The sequence below is a fragment of the Brevibacillus reuszeri genome (assembly GCF_002897295.1).
Lineage (GTDB): Bacteria > Bacillota > Bacilli > Brevibacillales > Brevibacillaceae > Brevibacillus > Brevibacillus reuszeri_A.
The window spans coordinates 158181-181462 of sequence record NZ_BEXF01000002.1 but is presented as its reverse complement, the minus strand read 5'-3'; the positions used below and the strand labels follow the sequence as shown (position 1 = coordinate 181462).

The 23282-nt window shown below is 48.6% G+C and carries 18 protein-coding genes; 13 read left to right on the top strand and 5 right to left on the bottom strand.

All coding sequences use genetic code 11. The annotated features are described in order from the left end of the window. Positions 1 to 19: 19 nt before the first annotated feature. Positions 20 to 1390 carry a sensor histidine kinase gene (locus C3B52_RS03970; protein ID WP_103104804.1) on the bottom strand — a complete coding sequence of 457 codons (1371 nt, stop codon included), beginning with the start codon at positions 1388 to 1390 and terminating at the stop codon, positions 20 to 22. Between the two features lie 276 nt (positions 1391 to 1666). On the opposite strand from C3B52_RS03970, the gene C3B52_RS03965 reads away from it, so the two are divergent. The 9 genes from C3B52_RS03965 to C3B52_RS03925 all read left to right on the top strand — a co-directional run bounded on the left by C3B52_RS03965 (position 1667) and on the right by C3B52_RS03925 (position 11714). Beyond that, entirely contained in the window at positions 1667 to 3424 is a 1758-nt protein-coding gene (locus C3B52_RS03965; RefSeq protein ID WP_103104803.1) for a methyl-accepting chemotaxis protein, read from the top strand. A gap of 168 nt (positions 3425 to 3592) precedes the next feature. Then, positions 3593 to 6277 (top strand): sigma-54-dependent transcriptional regulator, encoded by a 2685-nt coding sequence (locus C3B52_RS03960; protein WP_103104802.1) that lies wholly within the window; start codon positions 3593 to 3595, stop codon positions 6275 to 6277. A gap of 206 nt (positions 6278 to 6483) precedes the next feature. After that, positions 6484 to 6786: a PTS sugar transporter subunit IIB gene (locus tag C3B52_RS03955; protein ID WP_103104801.1), complete on the top strand. Its 303-nt coding sequence runs from the start codon at positions 6484 to 6486 to the stop codon at positions 6784 to 6786. A 12-nt stretch (positions 6787 to 6798) separates the two neighbouring features. Then, positions 6799 to 8151, top strand: a complete 1353-nt coding sequence (gene celB, locus C3B52_RS03950; RefSeq protein WP_103104800.1) for a PTS cellobiose transporter subunit IIC — start codon at positions 6799 to 6801, stop codon at positions 8149 to 8151. A gap of 25 nt (positions 8152 to 8176) precedes the next feature. Beyond that, complete coding sequence (gene chbG / locus C3B52_RS03945) at positions 8177 to 8929, top strand: chitin disaccharide deacetylase (RefSeq protein WP_103104799.1); 753 nt, start codon at positions 8177 to 8179, stop codon at positions 8927 to 8929. Between the two features lie 12 nt (positions 8930 to 8941). Further along, a complete protein-coding gene (locus C3B52_RS03940; protein ID WP_103104798.1) occupies positions 8942 to 9268 on the top strand; it encodes a PTS lactose/cellobiose transporter subunit IIA in 327 nt (108 codons plus the stop codon). After that, complete coding sequence (locus tag C3B52_RS03935; RefSeq protein WP_103104797.1) at positions 9265 to 10587, top strand: 6-phospho-beta-glucosidase; 1323 nt, start codon at positions 9265 to 9267, stop codon at positions 10585 to 10587. The genes C3B52_RS03940 and C3B52_RS03935 overlap by 4 nt, the downstream gene beginning before the upstream one ends. Continuing rightward, positions 10584 to 11429, top strand: coding sequence for a Cof-type HAD-IIB family hydrolase (locus C3B52_RS03930; RefSeq protein ID WP_103104796.1), 846 nt, complete (start codon positions 10584 to 10586; stop codon positions 11427 to 11429). The genes C3B52_RS03935 and C3B52_RS03930 overlap by 4 nt, the downstream gene beginning before the upstream one ends. Positions 11430 to 11450: 21 nt before the next feature. Next, positions 11451 to 11714: an HPr family phosphocarrier protein gene (locus C3B52_RS03925; RefSeq protein WP_103104795.1), complete on the top strand. Its 264-nt coding sequence runs from the start codon at positions 11451 to 11453 to the stop codon at positions 11712 to 11714. Between the two features lie 374 nt (positions 11715 to 12088). On the opposite strand, the gene C3B52_RS03920 is transcribed toward C3B52_RS03925, so the two are convergent. Both C3B52_RS03920 and C3B52_RS03915 read right to left on the bottom strand, forming a co-directional pair. Then, positions 12089 to 14281, bottom strand: coding sequence for a sensor histidine kinase (locus C3B52_RS03920; RefSeq protein WP_103104794.1), 2193 nt, complete (start codon positions 14279 to 14281; stop codon positions 12089 to 12091). Then, the gene (locus C3B52_RS03915) at positions 14259 to 14951 is read right to left on the bottom strand and encodes a response regulator transcription factor (RefSeq protein ID WP_103104793.1); all 693 of its coding nucleotides are present in this window, start codon (positions 14949 to 14951) and stop codon (positions 14259 to 14261) included. The genes C3B52_RS03920 and C3B52_RS03915 overlap by 23 nt, the downstream gene beginning before the upstream one ends. A gap of 184 nt (positions 14952 to 15135) precedes the next feature. Here C3B52_RS03915 and C3B52_RS03910 point away from each other — a divergent pair, with 184 nt between their 5' ends. Beyond that, positions 15136 to 15753, top strand: a complete 618-nt coding sequence (locus C3B52_RS03910) for a class I SAM-dependent methyltransferase (RefSeq protein WP_164684691.1) — start codon at positions 15136 to 15138, stop codon at positions 15751 to 15753. A gap of 29 nt (positions 15754 to 15782) precedes the next feature. Then, positions 15783 to 17372, top strand: a complete 1590-nt coding sequence (locus C3B52_RS03905; RefSeq protein WP_103104792.1) for a DEAD/DEAH box helicase — start codon at positions 15783 to 15785, stop codon at positions 17370 to 17372. A gap of 158 nt (positions 17373 to 17530) precedes the next feature. On the opposite strand, the gene C3B52_RS03900 is transcribed toward C3B52_RS03905, so the two are convergent. Both C3B52_RS03900 and adh read right to left on the bottom strand, forming a co-directional pair. Further along, positions 17531 to 17872: a DUF779 domain-containing protein gene (locus tag C3B52_RS03900; protein ID WP_103104791.1), complete on the bottom strand. Its 342-nt coding sequence runs from the start codon at positions 17870 to 17872 to the stop codon at positions 17531 to 17533. A 4-nt stretch (positions 17873 to 17876) separates the two neighbouring features. Further along, positions 17877 to 19397, bottom strand: coding sequence for an aldehyde dehydrogenase (adh, locus tag C3B52_RS03895; protein ID WP_103104790.1), 1521 nt, complete (start codon positions 19395 to 19397; stop codon positions 17877 to 17879). A gap of 242 nt (positions 19398 to 19639) precedes the next feature. Between adh and C3B52_RS03890 the strand changes: the two genes are divergently transcribed. Then, positions 19640 to 21376, top strand: a complete 1737-nt coding sequence (locus C3B52_RS03890) for a sigma-54-dependent Fis family transcriptional regulator (RefSeq protein WP_103105059.1) — start codon at positions 19640 to 19642, stop codon at positions 21374 to 21376. Continuing rightward, positions 21373 to 23232, top strand: coding sequence for a sigma-54 interaction domain-containing protein (locus C3B52_RS03885; protein ID WP_103104789.1), 1860 nt, complete (start codon positions 21373 to 21375; stop codon positions 23230 to 23232). The genes C3B52_RS03890 and C3B52_RS03885 overlap by 4 nt, the downstream gene beginning before the upstream one ends. Positions 23233 to 23282: the final 50 nt, after the last annotated feature.

The window sequence follows — 23282 nt, the reverse complement described above, 5'->3', positions numbered from 1 at the left end:
CACCTCTTTCATTCGTGATTTAGGTTTGTACTACACGCTTTTTCGGGAAGAACAAAAATACGGTAGTTCCTTTGCCGGGCTCACTGTAGATTTCCAGCTGTCCTTGATGCTTTTGCATGACATTGTAGCAATAAGATAGTCCTAATCCAAAGTTTTGCCCAGTTCTTTTGGTAGAAAAGAAAGGATCAAGTACATGTGGCAGATTCTCTTTAGATATACCTGTTCCTGTATCTGCAACAGCGATCACAAGGTGCTTGTTGGAGCGAAATAATTGCAAGCGCAGCGTCCCACCGTTTTTCATAGCCTCCAGAGCGTTCATGCACAAATTGGTGATGATCTCCCGCAGCTGTACAGAATCGCAGTGCAGCTGCAGCGTCTCGTCCAGCTCGTTTTCTACACTTACTCTGTTTTTATCTGTATAAGGGGCTAGTGTCGAGATGACCTGCCGAATCACCTGACTTGGTGAACAATTCGTCTCTCGCAGCTCAACTTCGCGCAGCTGTCCCTGAATACGATTCATCATGTCGAGCATGTGCTGGGATGATTGCAAAAGGACGCGTGCATCTTCTTTTAACGAAGGCTGATTCGTTTCCTCGGCAAAGGATTCGATGCGATCTGCGTACAAAGAGATTTTACCTGCTTCGTTTTTGATCGTGTGATTGATGATTTGCGCTCCGGATGTCAGCGCGCGCAGCGTACTATCGAGACGCTTTTTTTCCACGCGGAGTCGTACGCCGAGAAACCCGTATTTCAAACTAATGGCAACAATCAGAATGAACTGGATGGCGACGACGAGCATGTTGTAACGCCACGCTTCGTAATCATTTTGAATGCGCATGACGTAAATGAAAATAAACACGAAAAAAAGCGGAATAATAATCAAAACATTGGTAAAAAAGCTGTTTTTCTTAACAAGCGGGTCCTTTTCGCGTCGATATTGTACGATGAGCAGGGTGCACGAAACCAGAAAAAAGGGTATGACCCAGGCGACCATGATCCAGTAGTTAAAAGAAAGAACGGGATAGATCGGTGTGATCACAAGCATCAAAAGTGGAAACAGCAAGGTCGAATACTGTATGATTTGTTTCACCCTGCGCGACAACCACTCCGACGAATGAACCGCAAACATCAAAAAGGTATAAGGCAGTCCCGTTTGGCAAAAAAATGATGCACTGTAGCTCAGAAACAGTAAAAACTGGTCAGAGCCTGGGTACAGGGCAAGGGTGTCTTTCCACAAAGGAATGAGAGTCTCATCAATGACTCCAGAGAGAAAGCCGCCACCTCCCACAAAGGCAGTTGCACATGCCCAGCGGATCGAGGTTCGTTTGGGATCAGTAAACAAGACCAAAAGACCCAGTGCCCATATGGTAAACAGTGTAAAGACCATCATGGCTGTACATTCTCCTGTCAGGCATTATAGATCTATTATACCGTACAGATGCACTTGGAAACGGATATTTCATCATCTACCAAGGAAAAACGTTAATTCTTTACAAAACAGAAGCAATGAATGGAAATGCAAAAACCCAGTGTCTGTAGTGTATATTCTGAATAGTCATATCTATTCTCCTCGACAAAAATCACCTATGATTGTATTCGGGTATGTAGAAATATTTGGTTTTTCATTGCGTTTGATTTGCGACAGGTGTAAAGGAGAAGCGAGTGAATGAAGGGATTCATGAGGAAGCATTTGATTGTTCGGATTTTATGTGTGATTATTGCCGTTTTGATGTTGATCGCTGTCGGTAACATCGCAACACAAGTGATTCAGACGCGGTCAGCTGTCGAGGACGGAATCAACAGCTACAATATGCGTATTGCCGAAAGCTATGCAGCAGGAATGCAGACAGATCGGTACGCTCAATTTTTAAAAGAACCACAGGAAACAGAGCTATACTGGTCGCTGCGAAAAGAGCTCGACGTTTTCCGCACACAAATTGGAGCTCGCTATGTGTATTTCGTGCGGTTTGATGATAAACAAGAGCCGAGAATTATGATTGATGGACGCCCGCCGAAGGACCCTGACGCTTCTCCCGTTGATGAAGTGACGGACATGCCCCCTGCTGCCGTGCAATCCGTGATGGCTGGACACAAGGCAAGCTCTCCTATTATAGAAAATCCAGAGTATGGAACCTATTTGTCGGCGTATGTCCCTGTAAAGGATGCGAGCGGCGCAGTCATGGGCGCACTTGGAATCGATACGGATGCTGCTGTATTTGAGCAGCTTGCAGCCAACGTTATCAAGAAGAGCCTCCCTTTTTACGCTATGCTGCTCGTGATCACGTTAGTGGCGATTGGCGCCATTATTTGGTTCGTCCAGCGTGCGTTGCGTCCGTTGCATACGGTGAGAGCTAGTGCAGAGAGGCTGGCTGAGGGTGATTTGGCAGAGGCAGGAGTTATTTTGCGTGCACATCCGGTTCGCTCACAGGATGAGATTGGTACCGTGTACAAGGCGATGCTGTCTATGTCCGAGAATTTGCATACGCGTGTACGTGGATTGGTAGTAAATATGGACAAGACCTCTGACCAGCTGGTTGTCTCCTCAAAAGAGTTCGCCACAAATGCAAACAATATGCTGATGATGGGGCAAACCATTAATGATACGGTAAAAGTCATTTACGAGGGCGCCAATTCTCAAAAGAAGAGTGCAGATGATAGCGTGGCTGCGATGGAAGAAATCGCGCAAGGCATATCGCGAATTGCAGGTTCTTCGGCTACTGTATCAGATGCTGCAGTTCAGGCCGTTGACATCGCCCAATCAGGCGATGCTGCGATGAAGCGAATGAATAAACAAATGCGTGATATATCCTCCTCTGCGGCGAATACCTTGAGCATGGCGAAGCAGCTGAGAGCGTATTCAGATGAAATTGAAAATGTACTTGCATCTATTCGGAACTTTACGGAGCAGACCAAAATTCTCGCACTGAATGCTTCGATTGAAGCCGCCAGAGCAGGTGAGCATGGTCTCGGCTTTACGGTTGTCGCCAAGGAAGTAAGCAAGCTGGCGGACGCCTCGGCATCCTCTGTGCTACAGATTACGGCTTTGCTCGAGAGCATAGGGACGGAATCGGGGAAAATCAGCGGGGAGATGGAGGTCGTTACTGAAGAGATCCAGGAAGGTGTTGAGCTGTCCCAGGAGGCAGAGCAATCGTTCCTGCATGCTGTAAAGGCGTTTCGTCTCGTGAGTGAGCAGATCATGGAGGTTTCCGCTACGACTGAGCAGCTGTCAGCAGGCTCTGAGGAGGTCGTCGCACAGTTCGGTAGTATCGCGCAGGTAGCAAGTGGAGTTACCGAGCAGACAGAGCAAATACGGACCATGACAAGTAAACAGCTGGAAATGATGAAGCAGGTCCACGAGGCCTCAGCTGTTTTGAGTGCCAATACGATAGATATGCGGAAGGCAATTCAGCAGGTAAACGTTTAGGGTGCCAAAGCCAGTCTCTTTATAAAAGAGTACTGGCTTTTTTTCGTGATTGCCTATGAATCATCGTCATATTATTCATTAGGAAGGTTTTTCCAAATGTCTGTTGAATTGAAAACGAACTAACAAATCACGCGGCAATCTTCTATCTAATCAATGGCAGGTGATAGGATGAAGCGTTTGGAACTTGTTTTTCAAAAATTGGTGGAGATTGGTTCCGGTAAAAAAGTAAGTGCGGGAGAGCTGGCGGAAATGCTGGACCTCAGTCGTGCGAATGTCAGTAGCGATCTGAATCGTCTATGGAAGGATGGCAAAGTCGAAAAAACTGAAGGGCGGCCAACGCTTTTTTTCGCAAAGGAAGCCACAAACTCCTTGTTGCTTGAGCAGACGAGTCTGGACAGGCTGGCGAAAACAAACAAAAGCCTGTTAACACCGGTCGAGCAGGCAAAAGCAGCAGTATTGTATCCTCCCCGAGGGATGCACTGCCTGATTCTAGGGGAGACGGGGGTGGGAAAGTCGGGGTTTGCCGTTCTTATCCATGAATTCGCTGTTGATATTGGACGCTTGGACAAGAATGCGCCATTCGTTGTGTTTAATTGCGCCGACTATGCGAATAATCCGCAGCTTTTGATCAGTCAGCTGTTTGGCGTGAAAAAAGGAGCTTATACCGGAGCGGAAAATGATCGAAAAGGGCTCGTGGAAAAGGCGGATGGCGGTATTCTGTTTCTTGATGAGGTGCACCGGCTGCCTGCAGAGGGACAGGAGATTTTTTTCACCTTTATGGACAAGGGGACCTTTCGACGGGTTGGGGAGACAGAAATAGAGAGAACGGCTCAGGTGCAGATCATTTCGGCGACGACAGAAAATCCTGAGTCCAGCCTGCTCAAAACATTTATTAGACGGATTCCGATGATTATCAGGCTTCCCTCCCTCAGGGAATGGCGCATCGAAGAGAGATTCGGACTCGTCATAAAGCTGTTTCGGGAAGAAGCGTTTCGCTTGGGCAGGGAAATTACGATTTCTGCGAGTGCCATTCAAGCGTTTTTGTCCTACCATTGCCCCAATAACATCGGGCAGCTAAAAACAGATATTCAGCTTACGTGTGCCAGTGCGTATGCAGAGTTCATTTCCATGAAGAAAAAACAGCTTCATGTAACCGTCCAGGATATGCCCCATCATGTGAAGCAGGGACTGCTGTTGGCAAAAGAACAAAAGTCTGCTTTGGACGAATTGATTGGAACGAACAACGAGTGCTTTGTTGTCCTGCCTACCGAGGATAGCTTGATGGTGGGAAGAGAGCCAGAGGTAACGTCAAATAGCGTCTACGAAAAAATCGAGCAAAAAATATACGAATTGCAAAATCAGGGAGTCAGCGAAGAGGAACTGGAGTTTGATATCGAAAATTACTTTACTCCGTTTATCAAAGGCGTACATCAACGGATTAACAAGGATGATATGGCGCGAATTATCGATCCGATTATCATTCACCTGGTAGAAGAAATCGTGGAGTATGCGGAAGCAAAATTGGGGAAGATTTTGAGCCAAAAAGTGATCTTTGGCTTGGCTCTGCACATACAAACCTCCAAGGAGAGGCTGGCACAGGGGAAACAGATCGTAAATCCACATATCAACGGCGTACGGCTCAAATACAAAAAGGAGTTTGCAGTAGCGCTCGAATGCGTTCGTATGATCGAGGAAGCGATCCTCATGGATTTACCGATTGCGGAAGCGGGTTACCTCACCATGTTTTTTGTACTCGATGACGAGAGTATGCAGGAGGAACGGGAAACGATTGGCGTCCTGGTCATTACTCACGGTAGTGGCGGGGCGACAGCGATGGTCGATGTGACGAACAGGCTTTTGGTCACAGATTATGCCAAAGCGATTGATTTGCCGCTGGAAGTTGATTCGATGATAGTGCTGGAGCAAGCGATCAAGGTCGCGCGTCAGATCAGTGGAACGGCTGGCCTGCTTCTGCTCGTTGATATGGGCTCGCTGCTTGGCTTTGGCGAAATGATCGCAAAAGAGCTCGGCATCCCGGTCAGAGTCATTCCTATGGTCAGTACGCCACACGTGATTGAGGCGACTCGCAAAGCGATGCTGGGGGCGTCTTTGGAGGATGTGTATCGCGATGTGGCGAGTTTGACGCTTTTTCAGCAGCAGCGAGAAGAGCCGCCAAAGGAAAGCGCATGTGCCGAGACACCCAAAATGGTCATCGTTGCTGCTTGCCTGACAGGAGAAGGAAGTGCACTCTTTTTGAAAAAGCTGCTTGAATCACGTCTGCGCTATGATGAACAGCTGCTAGAGTTTATTCCCTTGCAGCTCATTGACAAGGCCCAGGCCCGCAAGCAGTTGAAAAACATGAAGGCAGAGCGGGAAGTGCTTTGTGTGGTGAGCAATTACGTGCTGGACAAGGACCTGCGCTGTTACGGCATGGACGACGTTTTGAACGGGGAAGCCTTGCATGACATTCAGCAGACAATCGATCTGGAAGAGGCTTATGTGAAGATGGAGGAGACGCTGAAGGAGCACCTGAGTCAGGTGGAGGGAAAAGAGGTTTTGCGCGATGTCAGGATGTGTGTGAGTCGCATGGAGGAGCGCTTGCATACAACGCTCATATTTGATACAAGAATTGGCACGTATCTTCACATGTGCTGCCTCGTAGATCGTTTGCGGGCACATACACATGCCGTTGTGTATCAGGAAAAGGAGCCTTTTCTTGCCGAAAACCGCCTGCTTTACAGCTTGATCCGCCATGAGCTTCATCCTCTGCAAGAGAAGTATGCAATTTCCATCACAGACGATGATGTTTGCTTTATCATGAATTTCTTCCTACACAATAAAACACTAGCGTAAATAGTGTTTTGTTTTTTGAAAAAGTGGAAGTGATTGCGATACACTAGCGGATTGTCAGCGAAACACTAAAACAGAGCTTTTGTACACCAAATTGGAAAAACGCGGTGCTACGCACTTCCTTATGAAAGCGCATACAAAAAGGGTGTTTTGGCACGTCGCTTGCTATATCTATATGGCATCAAGCGTGTGAAAGGGGGGGAGATGGATTGAATATTTTGCTTTGCTGCGCTGCAGGGATGTCCACTAGTCTGCTGGTCCAAAAGATGGAGCAGGCTGCAAAAGAAAAAGGAATTGCCGCACGGATCTGGGCCGTTTCCGCAGATGAAGTAAAGAAGAACATTGAACAGGCTGATGTGCTGCTAATAGGTCCCCAGGTTCGTTACAAGCTAGCGGAAATGAAAAAGGAAGGGGATGCGAGAGGGATTCCCGTCGATGTAATTAGTACGATTGATTACGGAACGCTGAATGGAAAAAATGTACTGGAATTTGCGCTGCGGTTGAAAAAGTAGAGGAGGGTATGTATGGGGGGATTTATTTCATTCCTGGAAAACCGCGTCATGCCAGTAGCCGGGCGGATAGCTGAACAGAAGCACTTGCAGGCTATTCGTGACGGGATCATTTTAACCATGCCTTTGTTAATTATCGGTTCTCTGTTTCTCATCATTGGCTTCATACCCATACCTGGTTATAGCGAATTCATGAGCGGGATTTTCGGTGATCAATGGTTAACCAAGCTATTGTACCCAGTGAATGCTACCTTTGACATCATGGCGTTAATTGTCAGCTTTGGCGTCGCCTACAGGCTCGCAGAAAAATACAGGGTAGACCCGTTATCAGCAGGCGCTATTTCCGTTGCATCCTTCCTGCTGGCAACTCCCTATAAAACGCTGTTTACCCCCGAAGGTGCCAGCACAGCAGTGGAGGTAGGCGGTGTGATTCCAGTCACGCTGATGGGCAGCCAAGGCCTCTTTGTCGCGATGCTGCTGGCTGTATTGTCGACAGAGATATACCGCAAAATCATCCAGAAGAAGATTGTGATCACCATGCCAGATGGTGTTCCCCCCGCTGTTTCCCGCTCGTTTGTTGCTTTGATCCCTGCATCTATCGTGCTATTAGTTGTTTGGCTTCTCCGCATTGTGATTGAAAACACCACCTTTGAAAGCATCCACAATATTGTTGCAGATTTGCTTGTTGGACCACTAAATGCTCTTGGCAGCAGTATGATTGGCGCGATTGTTTGCGTGCTGCTGGTTCAATTGCTCTGGTCGCTGGGTCTCCACGGAGCAGCTATTGTTGGCGGCATCATGAGTCCGATCTGGCTAACCTTGATGGACCAAAACAGGGCTGCGTTCCAGGCTAATCCGAATGCGGAGCTGCCAAACGTTGTCACCACACAGTTTTTTGACCTGTGGATTTATGCAGGAGGTTCAGGCGCTACACTTGCTCTCGTCATCTTGATGCTGCTGCGGGCGCGCAGTGAGCAAATGAAAAACATCAGCAGACTCTCGATTGGCCCTGGTTTGTTTAATATCAACGAGCCAGTGACGTTTGGTATGCCGATTGTCATGAACCCGATTTTGATCATTCCGTTTGTTTTGGCGCCAGTTGTGCTGGTCATCATCAGTTATTTGGCGATGTCATTTGGATGGGTAGCAAAGCCGAGCGGGGTCGCGGTTCCTTGGACCACCCCGTTAATTATTAGTGGTTATTTGGCGACGGGTGGGAAAATTTCAGGAAGTATCCTTCAGCTCGTAAACCTAATCGTGTCCCTGTTGATCTACTATCCGTTCTTCCGTATATGGGACAAACAAAAGCTGAGCGAGGAGCAATCCAGCTCTTCAGCAGTAGGCACAGATAAAGCAGTGCCGATGTAAAAATGGGTAGGAGATGGGGCTCTTTATGAAACTGATTGTCAATGCTGACGATTTTGGCTATTCCAAGGGGGTGAACCTCGGGATTATCGAAGCACACCGGGAAGGAATCGTCACGTCTGCAACCATGATGGTCAATATGCCCGGATTCACTCATGCTGCCGGGCTGGCAAAAGAGAATCCCGGGCTTGGAGTAGGGATTCATCTGGTGCTTGACTGCGGCTCGCCAGTGAGTCAGGATGTGCCAGCATTAATCGATGAACAGGGGCGTTTTCGGCGGGGGCAGGACCATTTATCTGCGGCAAATGCCGATCAGCTCCGGCGTGAATTGAAGGCACAGATCGAGACTTTTCTGGCAAGCGGGCTCAAGCTTACCCATATCGACAGTCATCATCACGTTCACGCGCATGAAGCAGTTTTGCCCATCGTGCTCCAACTGGCAGAGGAGTACGATCTGCCTGTCCGAAACCCGTGGACGCTGACTCCACGCGAACAGGTGAATTGGCCGCAAATCAAGACGACTGAGGGCTTTATGCATCGTTTTTATGGTGATGATTTGAGTGTAGATACGTTGATAAGCATTTTCGAGGATATTGATAAAGCAGGCTTTTCGACCGTGGAAATGATGACCCATCCGGCATTTCTCGATCAGGAAGTGCTGACGGGCAGCTCTTATAATCATCAGCGTGCCAGAGAGCTGCAAATTTTGACTTCGCCGCAAATAAAGGAATATGTACAGAAACAGAAGATACAGCTGGTGAATTTCAACCAACTCGGATAGGTGGAGATCTATTTGGACCAGACAGACGTGATTTTTCAATTGATTTTGCATGGAGGCAATGCCAGAAGTCTAGCGATGGAGGCAATCGCCAAGGCGAAAAACAAGGACCTGGAAGGGGCACAAGACTCTTTAAACCGTGCAGGGGAGGAACTGAGCCTCGCCCACCAAAACCAGACTGCTTTAATCCAAAAGGAAGTATCCGGTGAGAAGACAGAGGTCAGCATGCTGTTGATCCATGCGCAGGATCATTTGATGAATGCCATGACTATTAAGGATTTGGCCACAGAATTCGTAGAGCTGTATGGTCATATCCATACAGGCAAGGAGGCTGGAGTGTGAGCGGAATCAAAATCGTTACGATCGGTGGAGGGTCTAGCTATACGCCGGAGCTGGTAGAGGGCTTTATCAAGCGCTACGACGAGCTCCCTGTACGGGAGCTGTGGCTGGTCGACATTCCTGAAGGTGAGAAAAAGCTGCAAATTGTAGGTGCCTTGGCCAAGCGAATGGTGGAAAAAGCAGGTGTGCCCATGGAGGTCCATCTGACGCTCGATCGACGGAAAGCACTGGAGGGTGCTGATTTTGTCACGACACAGATGCGTGTGGGCTTGCTCGATGCTAGGATCAAGGATGAGACGATTCCTCTGAAATATGACGTGATTGGTCAAGAAACGAATGGTCCAGGCGGTTTATTCAAAGGGCTTCGCACCATTCCCGTGATCCTGGACATTTGCCGCGATATGGAGGAGCTATGCCCGGATGCGTGGCTCATCAATTTTACCAATCCGGCAGGCATGGTTACTGAGGCGGTATTGCGCTACACGAGCAGGAAAAAAGTAATTGGACTGTGCAATGTTCCGATCGGCATGCAAATGGGTGTGGCAACGATATTAGGTGTCGAGCAATCACGTGTCCATATTGATTTTGCGGGATTGAATCACATGGTATTTGGCCTTGCTGTTTATGTCGATGGGGAGAATGTGATCTCCCAGGTGATCGACAAGCTGACAGGTGAGCAGTCAGGAATTACGATGCAAAACATCCTCGATCTGGGATGGGACCCCGATTTTATCAAGGCGCTAGGCCTTCTGCCGTGCCCTTATCACCGGTACTATTACCAGACCAGTGCGATGCTGGCGCATGAGCAGGAAGAGGCCAAGAAGCATGGAACGCGCGCCGAAGTGGTGAAGCAGGTTGAGGCGGAGCTGTTCAAGCTTTACGAGGACCCGGATTTGAACATCAAGCCGCCACAGCTGGAGAAGCGCGGGGGAGCGTACTATAGTGAGGCTGCCTGCAATTTGATTTACTCCATTTACAACGACAAGCGTGATATTCAGCCAGTAAATGTGCGAAACAACGGGGCTATTGCAAGCATTCCGGACGATTCGGCGGTCGAAGTCAATTGCGTCATCACGCGAGAAGGCCCGATTCCGCTGTCCGTTGGTGATTTGCCAGTATCGGTACGTGGGCTTGTCCAGCAGATCAAATCATTCGAGCGTGTAGCGGCAGAAGCAGCCGTGACCGGGGATTATCATCAGGCGCTGCTGGCGATGAATATCAATCCGTTGGTGCACTCTGATGTGGTTGCCAAAAAGATTCTCGATGAAATGCTAGAGGCCCATAAAGACTACTTGCCGCAGTTTTTCAAGCCCGTATCATGAGCTATAAACTGCTGGCACTCGATGTGGACGGGACGATTTTGATGTCTAACCACACGCTGTCCAAGGTGACGCTGCAAGCGATCACAGAGCTTACCAGCAAAGGAGTATATGTAACGCTGGCGACAGGAAGGGCCTATCCTTCTGCAAAAACGCTAGCCAAACAGTTTCATATTCGTGTACCACTCGTCTCTCATGACGGCGCGTATGTGGCTGATCCACTTACGGACCAGGTTTTGTTCGTAAAGCGTATCCCTTCTGAGACAGCGGCCCGGATTTCAGAAATACTCGTGGAGTATGGATTGGATGTTATGCTGCTGCATGAGTCGTACGCGGTTACCAATAAAAGCTGGAAGTGGAGAGATCTGTTTCCGTTATTGAACCCCTCTGCGCTGCGTCAGCTGTGGAAGAATCTATATCCACTCAAGATCATGGCGTCCTGCCAGGTCGTTGACTACGTACGTGAAAATGATGTGAGTATTCCCAAGATTTTTGTAATGGGAGAGCCAGAGCGTTTAGCTGCCGCCCGAAGGGATATCGCGAGGGTAGATTTAAAAGGAATCAGAGTCACTGCGTCCGGGAATCACAATCTGGAGATTTTACCGGATGGTGTCTCCAAGGCAACAGGACTTGCTGTACTCAGTAAAAGGCTGGACATTGCTCCCGAACAAATCGTGGCGGTAGGCGACAACTACAACGATGTGGAGATGCTGCAATTTGCCGGAATGGGAGTGGCTATGGGCAATGCGCCTGAGGAAGTCAAAAAGCTTGCGCGTCAAGTAACCGATACGAATGACCAGCATGGTGTTGCTGCCGTCATCCGAAAGTTCTTTCTAACAGGATGAAAACGGGAAGGGAGGAGTGTAATGATTCGTTTTACCGTGGAAGTAACCGTTAGCGGCGGTCTCCATGCCCGTCCTGCTTCAGTTCTGGTCAACCTGCTTAATGGGTACCGCTCTACAGTCAAAATGATCTATAACAACAAGCAGGCCAACGGCAAAAGCATCCTCAGCGTCATGGCACTGGGCGCAAAGACCGGAGATGAAATCACGTTTGAGATAGAAGGAGAAGACGAGCAGCAAGCGGTCTCGGACGTGCAAGCATTGTTTGAACGAAATTTCGCGATCTAGCCGTCGATACAAAGCAAAAAGCCGATGTCCTGGTGAAGGGGCATCGGCTTTATTACGTAGGGGGCAATTCAATCATTTCTTAGTCTTTCTGTATAGCATCCTAGCTTTACCCAAAAAATCTTTATCTTTTTATACCAGCGAGAAAGGAATAAAGCTGGTGAGAGGAAACAGGAGAAATAAGCGAAGGTCTTTGGGACATTCACCGAGGTGGAATGTCAAAAGCGAAACATGCTCTTAAGCGTCCACCTTTGAGAGGCATCTGTGAACGGACTACTTTTGGACGCGGTTTCGCTTTTGACATGGAACCGGTCAGTCATACATCCTAGCTAATGGCCCAAGTACCTGGAGCGTTTTCTCCTGTTTCCTCTCCTCCACTAACCCCCCGCCCGAGCCCACTTGCGAAACACAACCGTCACCTTGAAGTAATCCCCATCAATCTCGATGGACAGCTTCCCGCCTTGCAGCTCGACGATGCTCTTTGCAATGGCCAGCCCCAGACCGGAGCCTTCTGTATTCCGCGATTGATCCGCTCGCTTGAAGCGTTCAAACAGCTCTTCTGCATCAAAGTCAATTTCATAGGCAGAGACGTTTTTGATCGTGAGAATAACCTCATGGTCACGCTCAAACAAATCAATCAAAACACGCGTTTTGGGCATCGAATATTTTAATGCGTTGCCGATCAGGTTTTCAAAGACACGCCATGTTTTTTTGCCGTCGAGCGGAGCGTAGATTTTGGACTGCTCCGTATTGACGCGGAAGGTGAGCGGCGATTGCTCAATCTTGTCGCTGAATTCAGCAATCGCCTGATTAAGCAAGGCTGCAACGTTTACTTCTTCGATGTTCAGCTCAACCGAGCCGCTTGCCATTTTCGCAGCATCAAACAGATCGTCAATTAGAATGCGCAGTCGGTCTGTTTTCCGCTCCAATACTTCTACATAGCTCTTTACTTCTTCTGGGGACAGATTATCTCGCTTGAGCAAGTCCACATAGTTGACGATAGAAGTAAGTGGCGTTTTTAAGTCATGCGAAACGTTGGTGATCAGCTCTGATTTGAGCCTTTCGCTTTTCACCTGCTCCTCCATCGCGTGCTTCATACCCTGACGTATGTTGTTGAGCGAGTGAGCGAGCTCAGAAAGCTTGCCCTTTCGAATCTTTTCGATGGAGGCGTTCATATTCCCGGACGCCATTTCGGATGCTCCCAGCAGGATTCGATTCATCAATCCGATACGTCGCAGGACATATGGAAACACTACAATCATATAAAACAATCCGTAGAAAAAGCATAGAATCAAGAGGGCACCCGCGCCTTTGATTAAGGAAACGAGCCCTAATGCGATGCTCATGCCAAGTCCGATGGTTAGGATGAACAAAGTCGCAACCTTAAAAAATACTCCTTTATTCGCGAAGCTCTCCCGGAAAAGGACGCGTTGTCTGTTCAGCAGGCTTTGTTGCCATTGCTCTTTGAAAAGCTCAGGCTCTTTGTACATGTGCCAACCCTCCAATAGCTGCAGGAGCCAGTAGGCAGTAAAAACGGAAATGAAGCCTAGCGTAAAAAAGTGCTCAATTTCAAGCGGTAAATAGAAGAACTGCATATTTGAAATCATGAGCATATACGTGATACCAAGCGGTAGTATCAGGATCATGCGAATGTCCAGTGGAATGAGTCTGAACAGCGCCAAGCTTTTTGTTATGACCGGAAGTCTGATTGCATTCATCATGCTCAGATACCACCAAAGCATAGCAGCAATCAAGAGAGTTACAGTAAGCAATGCACATTCCTTTAATAGGCGGTCACGGATGGAGTCAAAATAAATAGCGTCGGCTTGGATCTGGCTGTACCCTTCGGAATTTACCGGAATAAAGAACACACCATTCCATTGATTGATCTGATACGTACGACTAATTCCTGAGAACTCGCTGTATTTTTGATACGTGTTTTGCGGGAAGGAGATTGAGAAACGAGCTGTTCTCATCTCAGTTTCCGTGGGCTCATGATCGAGATTGGTATATACTTTGTGATTTTTTTTGTCATTTACATAATAGCTGATCGATCCGCTTCGGAGGGTTAAGCTGTTTTTGCTCTCCTCATAATCCTGATCCTTATTCGTTACCATTTCGCTAAGCTGCTTATCCCACCAAGCGACGTCCTTGGCAGATTGGGTTTTTTTGCGTTGTTCCATTTCAGTCGTGAGTCTTGCTACTTCTTCCGGTTTACCAGCGTTTCTGGCGTCCTCGATTTGCGGCATGTACTCTTGGGAAATGTTTTTTACGCTCTCTTGCAGACTATATTCCCGTTGTGAGGCATACTGCCGGAGCTCTTCTTTCCCCAGCTTTTCTTGAGGAGTCTTCGTCTCATAACCTGCATAATCCACATGCACCTTTTTTACCAGCTCGACAAAATTCTGTAGCTCCCAGCGAAAACTGGAGCTTTGAAAGTAATTGTCTTTTTGCAAGTATTCACGATTGTGGTAGAGATCGGCCGCAGTCAACAAGGCGAGGGAAATGCTCACTACCAAGGCGAGCATTGCCAGTAACGGAGTGCGGCTATTTTTCGATTTTGTATCCAATTCCCCATACCACCTTTAAGTATTTCGGTTCCTTCGGGTTGATTTCGATCTTTTCGCGTATACGTCTGACGTGTACGGCGACCGTATTTTCCGCATTCAAATAAGGTTCCTTCCAGACGCGCTCGTAGATTTCCTCAATCGAAAAGACACGCCCCTTGTTTTCCATCAACAGCTCCAAGATCTTGTACTCAGTCGCGGTTAGCCTGATGTCATTGTCGTCTACCGAGACCGTCTTGGTGCTCTTGTTTAAAGTGAGTCCACGTACTTGTATTTCATCCTCGGTGACTTTGTAGGTGCCCAGATTGGTATAGCGACGGAGCTGGGATTTGACCCGTGCCAACAGCTCGAGAGGATGGAAGGGCTTGGTTACATAGTCATCCGCTCCGATATTGAGTCCGAGAATTTTATCGGTGTCCTCGGATTTTGCTGAAAGCATGATGATCGGAATGTTTTTTTCCTGCCGAATCTTAAACGTGGCAGTGATTCCGTCCATTTTGGGCATCATGATGTCTAGGATGATGAGGTGGATTTCTTCTTTTTCCAAAATGGCTAGCGCCTCAAGTCCATCGCCTGCTTTGTGGACGATCATCGATTCATTCTGTAAATAAATTTCGATCGCGTCTCTAATCTCAGCCTCGTCGTCGACAACGAGGACATGGTAATTCGTCATGCTTTTTTCCCACCTTATGAATGCATTCATGTTACTATCTTAACGGCCAGCTTTAACAAAACAGCATAGAAAACTCTTACAAATTTATTAAGGTATGAGTTCCTTCTCCTATAATCGGAGAATAGGTATGATCCATCATAGGAATGAGGTAAGATGTGATCAAGTAGAATCGAGAAAATTGGTGATGAGATTGCTAGAATGGACAGGGGAGCGAATCATCCCCAAGCTGCTAAAGCCTACGAACGGCATGCTGCTGGAGCATATAGCCAGATATTACTTTGCTACTCCTTATATCAGGGGAAGAGTTCTGGACATCGCCTGCGGGACTGGATATGGGTGTCACATGGTTGCCAAGGAACGTAAGAGAGAGCTGACTCACCTTGTAGGCGTAGACATCGACGCTGAAACGATCTACTATGCCAATCGGGAGTACAACCATCAAAAAATTACGTATCAGACCGGTAATGCGATTGATCCCGAGCTACCCGAGCAGCTCGGACAATTCGATACGATACTCAGCTTCGAAACGATTGAGCATGTCGAGGACGACTTGCTCTTTATGAACAATCTGTACCGAATGCTAAAGCCGGGCGGAACGCTTGTCCTCTCCAGTCCTTTTGGAAGAGGAAGAGGAATGCAGACGAGTGAGCCGTTTCACGTTCACCAGCTAACCCCGGAGGAATTCGAGCAGCTTTTTGTCCGATTTTCGGAAGTAGAAATTTACTATCAACGAGGCGTTACCTTTGAAAAGCCGCGTGATGGCGTACGTTATTTTATCGGAGTCGCGGTCTGTACAAAATAAGCGCGATTTCGATCAACACAGAATGGGAGATGGCGAAACTGGCTGACTTTTTTAGATTGGGAATACGTAAGGAACTAGTATATACATTGCAAGAAAACGGGATTACCGAGCCTACTCCAATTCAAGAAAAATCCATACCCGTTATCCTTACAGGAAAAGACGTCATTTCTCAGGCACAGACGGGTACAGGAAAGACTCTTGCTTTTGTACTGCCCATTTTGGAGCAGGCTGATCCACAGGCAACACATGTACAGGCATTGATTTTGACGCCAACCCGAGAGCTCGCCCTGCAAATTACGGCAGAAGTGAAAAAGCTGACAGCAAGGCTAGACGATATACATGTGCTGGCTGTTTACGGAGGACAAGACGTCGCCCAGCAAATGAGAAAGCTGGCAGGTAAGAAGCAGATTGTGATTGCGACTCCCGGTCGTCTGCTCGATCATTTGAGACGCGGCACGATTGAGCTCTCCAGCATTTCGACGTTTGTACTCGACGAGGCAGACCAGATGCTGCATATGGGCTTTTTGCCTGAGGTGGAGGAAATCATCGCAACGACCTCGCCGGATCGCCAAACCTTGCTGTTCTCCGCAACGATGCCGGAACAAGTACGTTCCCTTGCTAAACGCTTTCTGAGGCAGCCGGAGGATATCCACGTACAGGGTAAACGTATCACTCTGGATGACATCAAGCAGATTGTTGTGGAAACGACTGATCGGCAGAAGCAAGCGACTCTTCGTGGCTTGCTGGATGAAGCGCGACCTTTTCTGGCAGTCATTTTCTGCCGGACGAAGCGCAGAGCGAGTACCTTGAATGCAGCCCTGCAAGGGTATGGCTATGTTTCAGACGAACTACACGGGGATTTGTCACAGGCAAAACGCGAAGACGTCATGAAGCGATTCCGCGAGGCAAGGATTCAGTATCTCGTTGCCACTGATGTAGCAGCCCGCGGTTTAGATGTTGAAGGGATCACACATGTGTTCAACTACGACATCCCTGAAGATGTGGACAGCTATATTCACCGTATCGGCAGAACGGGCCGCGCAGGAGAGCAGGGGATCGCGTATACCCTGGTAGCTGCGAAGGACCGTAATCTCTTGGAGATGATTGAAAAAGGAATTAAGCTGCCGCTTGAACGAATCAGGATGGAAAAGGATACGAGCGAGGCGAAAGCAGGAGCACGACAGCAAAAGGCAGGGACAGCCTATTCTGACGGAGGAAAAGAGCGCAGAGGGGAACCAAAAAATCGCTCTGAGCGACATGAAAGAGGATTTGGGCGGAAGCGTCAGAGTGACGACCGTAGAAAAAGTGGTGAGGGCAAGGACCGTAATGCGAGAGGCGGGCGTGATCAGTCACGTGGTAATGAATCACGTGGAAAAGACCGTCCAGGCAAAGAGAATGATCGCCGATCGGATGGGCAAAAGCGCAATAGTAAGCAAAATACACGCAAGCCAAGTGAATTTGGACAGAAATCAAAGGACAGCACTAGAAAGCCAGGCAGAGAGAACAGCAGGCCTGCCAAAGCACAACGAAGCACAGACCGTTTTGCCACAAAAGCACCGAAGCGGGCAGGCACACCATCTACCCAACGTACAACGAAAAAGAAGCCGAGACAGCGATAAAAAAACAGGACCGTCCCCACCTAGACAGGTGAAAGGGCGGTCTTGTTTTTTCTAAATCAGAAAGTATAAACTACACGAATCTACATCATGATTTAGCAAGAATAACCTTCCACTAAATCACGGTCGCTCCTCCCTGGGATTCCTCGATAGAGGTTTTCCTAAGCTTCAGGAAACATACGTGAACGAGTGAGGAAGCGGAGTCCCTCAGGGCCCTCCAGCGAGAACATCCCGCCGCGTCCTTCGACTACATCAATGATGAGCTGGGTGTGTTTCCAGTACTCGTACTGTGCTTTCCCCATATAAAACGGGCAGCCGCCAATCTCGCCGAGCAGCACATCCTGATCCCCGACAAGAAACTCACCGAGCGGGTAACACATCGGGGAGCTGCCATCGCAGCAGCCTCCCGATTGGTGAAACATCAAGTCGCCGTGCTTCGCTCGTAACCGCTCAATCAATTGCAGCGCAGCATCTGTTGCGAGCACTTTTTCTTGTTGTTCCATATGATTAAAAGAATCCTAATGCTTGATCGCTGTAGCTAACCAGAAGGTTTTTGGTTTGTTGGTAGTGAGCGAGCATCATCTTGTGGTTTTCACGACCGATACCAGACATTTTGTATCCGCCGAATGCTGCATGAGCAGGGTAGGCGTGGTAGCAGTTGGTCCACACGCGACCTGCCTGAATTTCACGTCCGAAGCGATATGCTGTGTTTACGTCGCGAGTCCATACGCCGGAGCCCAAGCCGTACAGGGTGTCGTTGGCGATGGAGAGGGCCTCCTCAGCATCCTTGAAGGTCGTAACAGAGACGACAGGACCGAAAATTTCTTCTTGGAAAATACGCATTTTGTTGTGGCCTTTGAAGACCGTAGGCTGGATGTAGTAGCCACCCTCAAGATCACCTGTGAGCTGTGCACGCGAACCGCCGATCAAGCAATCTGCGCCTTCCTGCTTGCCGATATCCAGGTAGGAGAGGATTTTCTCTACCTGCTCCAGGGAAGCTTGAGCGCCAATCATTGTATCTGTATCCAGCGGATTTCCTTGCTTGATGCTTGCTACCCGTTTCAGTGCACGCTCCATGAATTGATCGTAAATGCTCTCATGAATCAAGGCTCGGGATGGGCATGTGCAAACCTCGCCTTGGTTGAGTGCGAAAAGCACAAAGCCTTCGATCGCTTTGTTGAGGAAGGCATCGTCTTGGGCACACACATCCGGGAAGAAGATGTTCGGCGATTTACCGCCGAGCTCCAATGTAACGGGAATGATGTTTTGGGAAGCGTATTGCATGATGAGTCGACCTGTTGTCGTTTCACCAGTAAAGGCAATTTTGGCGATGCGGTTGCTGGAGGCGAGCGGTTTTCCTGCTTCCAGACCAAAACCATTTACTACGTTTACGACACCTGGAGGCAGCAGATCGCCAATCAGCTCCATGAGCACCATGATGGAGGCAGGAGTCTGTTCAGCAGGCTTGAGAACCACGCAGTTTCCGGCAGCGAGAGCAGGAGCCAGCTTCCAAGTAGCCATCAACAGAGGGAAGTTCCAAGGAATGATTTGTCCCACTACACCAAGTGGTTCATGGAAGTGATAAGCAACTGTATCGTTGTCGATTTCGGCAAGCGAGCTGTCTTGAGCGCGGACGGCTCCGGCGAAATAACGGAAGTGATCAATCGCAAGAGGAATGTCTGCATTTAGCGTTTCACGTACAGGTTTGCCGTTTTCCCACGATTCCGCAACAGCCAAAAGCTCCAGATTAGCTTCCATGCGGTCAGCGATTTTCAAGAGAATGTTGGAGCGCGCCGCAACCGAAGTGCGACCCCAAGCTGTTTTTGCTTCATGTGCAGCATCGAGAGCCAGCTCAATGTCATCAGCAGTGGAGCGAGCTACCTCGCAAAACATTTTACCTGTGACAGGAGAGACATTTTCAAAGTATTCACCCTTCACTGGCGGAACCCAATTTCCCCCAATGTAGTTTTCGTAGCGTTTTTTGAAAGTCACCTTGGATCCGGCTTGGCCGGGTTGAGCGTAGATCATGCGAGCGCCTCCTCTATTATCACTTGGTTCTGTACATCCTTTTCCAAAAGCAAATATCGTACCAAGTCGAAAAAGGGGGAAATGACAACGCTTTCTAGAATAGATAAGGAGAGGTGTGTTCTGAAATGGAGCAAAAAGTGTTCCAAAAAAGAACGATCAATACGATTTAAAGCTGCGAACAGTGAAAAAATTCCAGTTCGTGCTATACTGAAAGGGAATGATTTTGGGGGAGGGGAAGAGTGTTGTCGACGATTGTTCAGCAATCTTGGAAACGCTGCCAGGAATCTAGCCTCAAAGCCACGGAAAAGGCTAATGATCAAATTATCTCTAGCAGAAGGATTAAAGAAATCATTCAGGAAAATCATCCTCTGATCCGTGAAAGCTTTCCCCTTTTTACGAAATTGGCACCGTTTTTGTTGTCGACTGAGCATATCGCCTTGTTGTCCGATCAGGATGGAAACATTATTCATACAGTAGGAGACCCTGTATTTGCGAATCAGGCGCAAAAGGTACAGCTGCAGATTGGCGCCAACTGGACCGAGGGCAATAAGGGGACGAACGCGATCGGTACGGCCCTGATTGCACAGCAGCCTGTCCAAATCCAGGGTGACCAGCATTACTTTTTGGAAAATCGGTTTCTGACGTGTTCGGCATCGCCTATTTTTTCACCGACGGGTGAGCTGCTAGGCGTTATTGATATTAGTACGAGAAAAGAATATTCACATCCCTTTGCACTAACGATCGCTTGCATGATTGCCGAGGCAGTGCAGAATCGGTTGATGCTTGCAGAAGCAGAGCGTGTGATTGCGCTCCCGAGACCGTTAACGACGGCTGGAGGAGCTGGGCTTAGTCTGCCGCTTGTGGGTCTGGATCAGGATGATCGAATTATTAGTCTTAATGAGCATGCAAAAAAGCATTTGGGAAAGGAAGCGCTGGGAACTACTATAGACCCAGAGGTAGAGCGAGCTGGAGCCAAAATACAGGATCAGCGGAGACGCGTCTGGTCGATGTCACCGGGCTCTCAAGCCAAGCCATTTCCGCGACTGGCGGGTTCGTGCCCGCTTTTTCTTCAGGCAAAAAAGCTTGGACAAAAGGCAGCGCATGTAGACTTTCCTGTATTGATTAACGGGGAGAGCGGCACAGGCAAAGAGCTGTTTGCCCAAATGATTCACGAGATGGGCCCGCGTGCAAAGGAGCCTTTCATCGCAGTGAACTGCAGTTCAATATCGGAAAATTTGATCGAGAGTGAATTGTTTGGCTATGAGGGTGGAGCCTTTACTGGAGCACATCGCGAGGGCAGGATCGGTAAATTCGAAGCAGCGAAGCATGGAACCATATTTTTGGATGAAATTGGGGACATGTCATTGCGGGCACAAGCGGCTCTATTGCGCGTATTGCAGGAGAAAATCGTCACTCCTGTGGGGAGTAACCAGTCCCGTCCTATCCATGCGAGAGTGATAGCTGCTACCCATCGCAATCTACCAGAGGAGATCAAGGCAGGCCGTTTTCGGGCCGATTTGTACTATCGGCTCAAGGGTGTTTCGATTCAGGTACCGCCGCTTCGCATGCGCGCGGATGTGGTCCAGCTGGCTGAGTATTTGATTCAAAAAATAGCGGGAGAAGAGCCGATTTTCTTGTCGAAGGAAGCGAAGCTCAAGCTGCGGTCCTATTCTTGGCCGGGAAATGTGCGGGAGCTGCAAGGCGTATTAATGCAGGCGTGCTTTCTATCAGAGACCTACGAGATCGCCGCAGAGCATATTCAATTGGAAGGGCTGGAGGAAGCTGTCGTCTCACAAGAGACTGAAGAGGCCGTTCAATCTTTGCGTGAAACAGAGCTGCAAGCCATTAAAAAGGCATTGTATACGAGTGGAGGAAATGTAAGTCAGGCGGCAAAATTGCTCCAGATCGGGCGAAACACGTTATACCGCAAAATGGCTGAATACCACATCACATCGCCAATGAATCAGGGGGATCTATGATTGCCTTATACAGGCTAGAGAAAGAACTGGAGAAAAAGATGGCTGCTTTGTTGGAGAGAAGTGGACATAGTGCCGGTTATTTTTACTCGATTAAATCGATTTTGGATCAGATGATGAATCCGTTTGTTGTCATTACAACCGAACGTTACGCAAAAGAGCTGGAGTCGCTATCGCTCCCAGTCGTCTCTTTGTCCATCGATATGAGCGATGTGAAAAGAGCATGGGTGAAGCTGCAGGGAGCGGAGCATACAGACAAGCAGCTCGTGGTCGTCTGTGCATCAGCTAAGGAAAGAGACTGGCTACAGCTGGAGCATGAACTGGGTACGGAAGACGAGCTTGCTTGTCAGTTTTGGTGCCAGGACGAATTCCATGCCAATCATGATCACGACCAAAAGATTTACTTGATACCTGCCTGGGACGCTATACTCTTGTCCAGTACACAGACAGGAGCAGAGCGATTTATGATTGATCCATCCATTGCGACTCTACGTAGGGCAGTACAGCAGGCAGCATCTTTGGTCACGTACACCAAGGATCGATTGCGAGAAAAGCACCTCATGGAGGCTGTCGTCAATTCCGCGCACGATGCGGTAATCGCTGTTGATCGCCTGGGACATATTACGCTCGTCAACGAGCATGCCAAAATTCTTTTGGGGCTTACCGGAGAGGTGTTGGGGAAGCCGATCACGGACTATATTCCCCACTCGGACATGCTGCGTGTCTTGAAGACTGGGCGTCAGGAGCTGGGGGATGTAGCTACCGTGCTGGACCGTTCTATTGTCATTAACCGTATTCCGGTCATCGTCAAGGATCAGATCGTGGGTGCGGTCTCCAATTTTAAAGAGATTAGCGACATTCAAAAGATGGAGATGTCGCTTCGGAAAAAGCTGCATGATAACGGTCTGGAAGCTAGATATCGGCTCGACAGCATCATCGGTACAGCGCCCAAGATTGTGGAAACAAGGGAGCAGGCAGCCTTATTTGCAAAGACGAGTGCAACGGTATTAATAACAGGTGAATCAGGAACGGGCAAGGAGCTGTTTGCCCAAGGAATTCATTTGGAAAGCGGTCGAGCGTTCGGGCCCTTTTTGGCTGTCAATTGCGCTGCTTTGCCGGAAAGCCTTTTGGAAAGTGAACTGTTTGGATATGAGGATGGTGCTTTTACCGGTGCCAAAAAGGGTGGAAAGCCCGGACTATTTGAACTGGCACACGGTGGAACGCTGTTTTTGGATGAAATCGGAGAGATGCCGCTGCGTATTCAGGTGCTTTTACTCAGAGTGCTGCAGGAGCGGCGAGTCCGCCGCGTGGGTGGGGAGCGAATCATCCCTATTGATGTGCGGATTGTAGCTGCAACAAATCGCGACTTGGCCGAGGAAATTGAAAAAGAGCATTTTCGCGCCGATCTCTATTACCGCATAAATATGTTAAAGCTGGATGTTCCTGCTTTGCGAGAACGACTGTCTGATATTCCGCTGCTCGTGGAAAGCATGATTCAGGAAATGAATGAACAGCATGAGCAAAAAGTGGTGAAGGTAGATGAGGAACTGTATTCTCTGTTTCAGACATATCATTGGCCTGGGAACGTGAGGGAGCTTCGTAATGTGGTAGAACGAATGGTACTTTTAGCAAAGGGCGGCAGGATCGGAAAAGGGGACGCTGCTTTTTTATTTGCCAGAAAAAGGACAGCCCCGGCCCACAGCTTGCGGCCTGCAGCAACAGATCATTTTGACCCGGAAGCGAAGAGGATTGAAGCGGTATTGCTACAGGTCAAGCATAATAAAACCATGGCGGCAAAGCTGCTGGGGATGGATCGGACGACTCTCTGGAGAAAAATCAAACAATATCAGATCGAGTGAGCAAAGTGTTGCAACGTTTCGTTGCAGCACTTCGTTGCTTTGTGCGGAAC

Bases quoted from the DNA above. Each gene is read 5' to 3' on its own strand.
- C3B52_RS03970 (WP_103104804.1), bottom strand. From the start codon at position 1,390: ATGATGGTCTTTACACTGTTTACCATATGGGCACTGGGTCTTTTGGTC.
- C3B52_RS03965 (WP_103104803.1), top strand. From the start codon at position 1,667: ATGAAGGGATTCATGAGGAAGCATTTGATTGTTCGGATTTTATGTGTG.
- C3B52_RS03960 (WP_103104802.1), top strand. From the start codon at position 3,593: ATGAAGCGTTTGGAACTTGTTTTTCAAAAATTGGTGGAGATTGGTTCC.
- celB (WP_103104800.1), top strand. From the start codon at position 6,799: ATGGGGGGATTTATTTCATTCCTGGAAAACCGCGTCATGCCAGTAGCC.
- chbG (WP_103104799.1), top strand. From the start codon at position 8,177: ATGAAACTGATTGTCAATGCTGACGATTTTGGCTATTCCAAGGGGGTG.
- C3B52_RS03930 (WP_103104796.1), top strand. From the start codon at position 10,584: ATGAGCTATAAACTGCTGGCACTCGATGTGGACGGGACGATTTTGATG.
- C3B52_RS03925 (WP_103104795.1), top strand. From the start codon at position 11,451: ATGATTCGTTTTACCGTGGAAGTAACCGTTAGCGGCGGTCTCCATGCC.
- C3B52_RS03915 (WP_103104793.1), bottom strand. From the start codon at position 14,951: ATGACGAATTACCATGTCCTCGTTGTCGACGACGAGGCTGAGATTAGA.
- C3B52_RS03910 (WP_164684691.1), top strand. From the start codon at position 15,136: ATGAGATTGCTAGAATGGACAGGGGAGCGAATCATCCCCAAGCTGCTA.
- C3B52_RS03905 (WP_103104792.1), top strand. From the start codon at position 15,783: ATGGCGAAACTGGCTGACTTTTTTAGATTGGGAATACGTAAGGAACTA.
- C3B52_RS03900 (WP_103104791.1), bottom strand. From the start codon at position 17,872: ATGGAACAACAAGAAAAAGTGCTCGCAACAGATGCTGCGCTGCAATTG.
- adh (WP_103104790.1), bottom strand. From the start codon at position 19,397: ATGATCTACGCTCAACCCGGCCAAGCCGGATCCAAGGTGACTTTCAAA.
- C3B52_RS03885 (WP_103104789.1), top strand. From the start codon at position 21,373: ATGATTGCCTTATACAGGCTAGAGAAAGAACTGGAGAAAAAGATGGCT.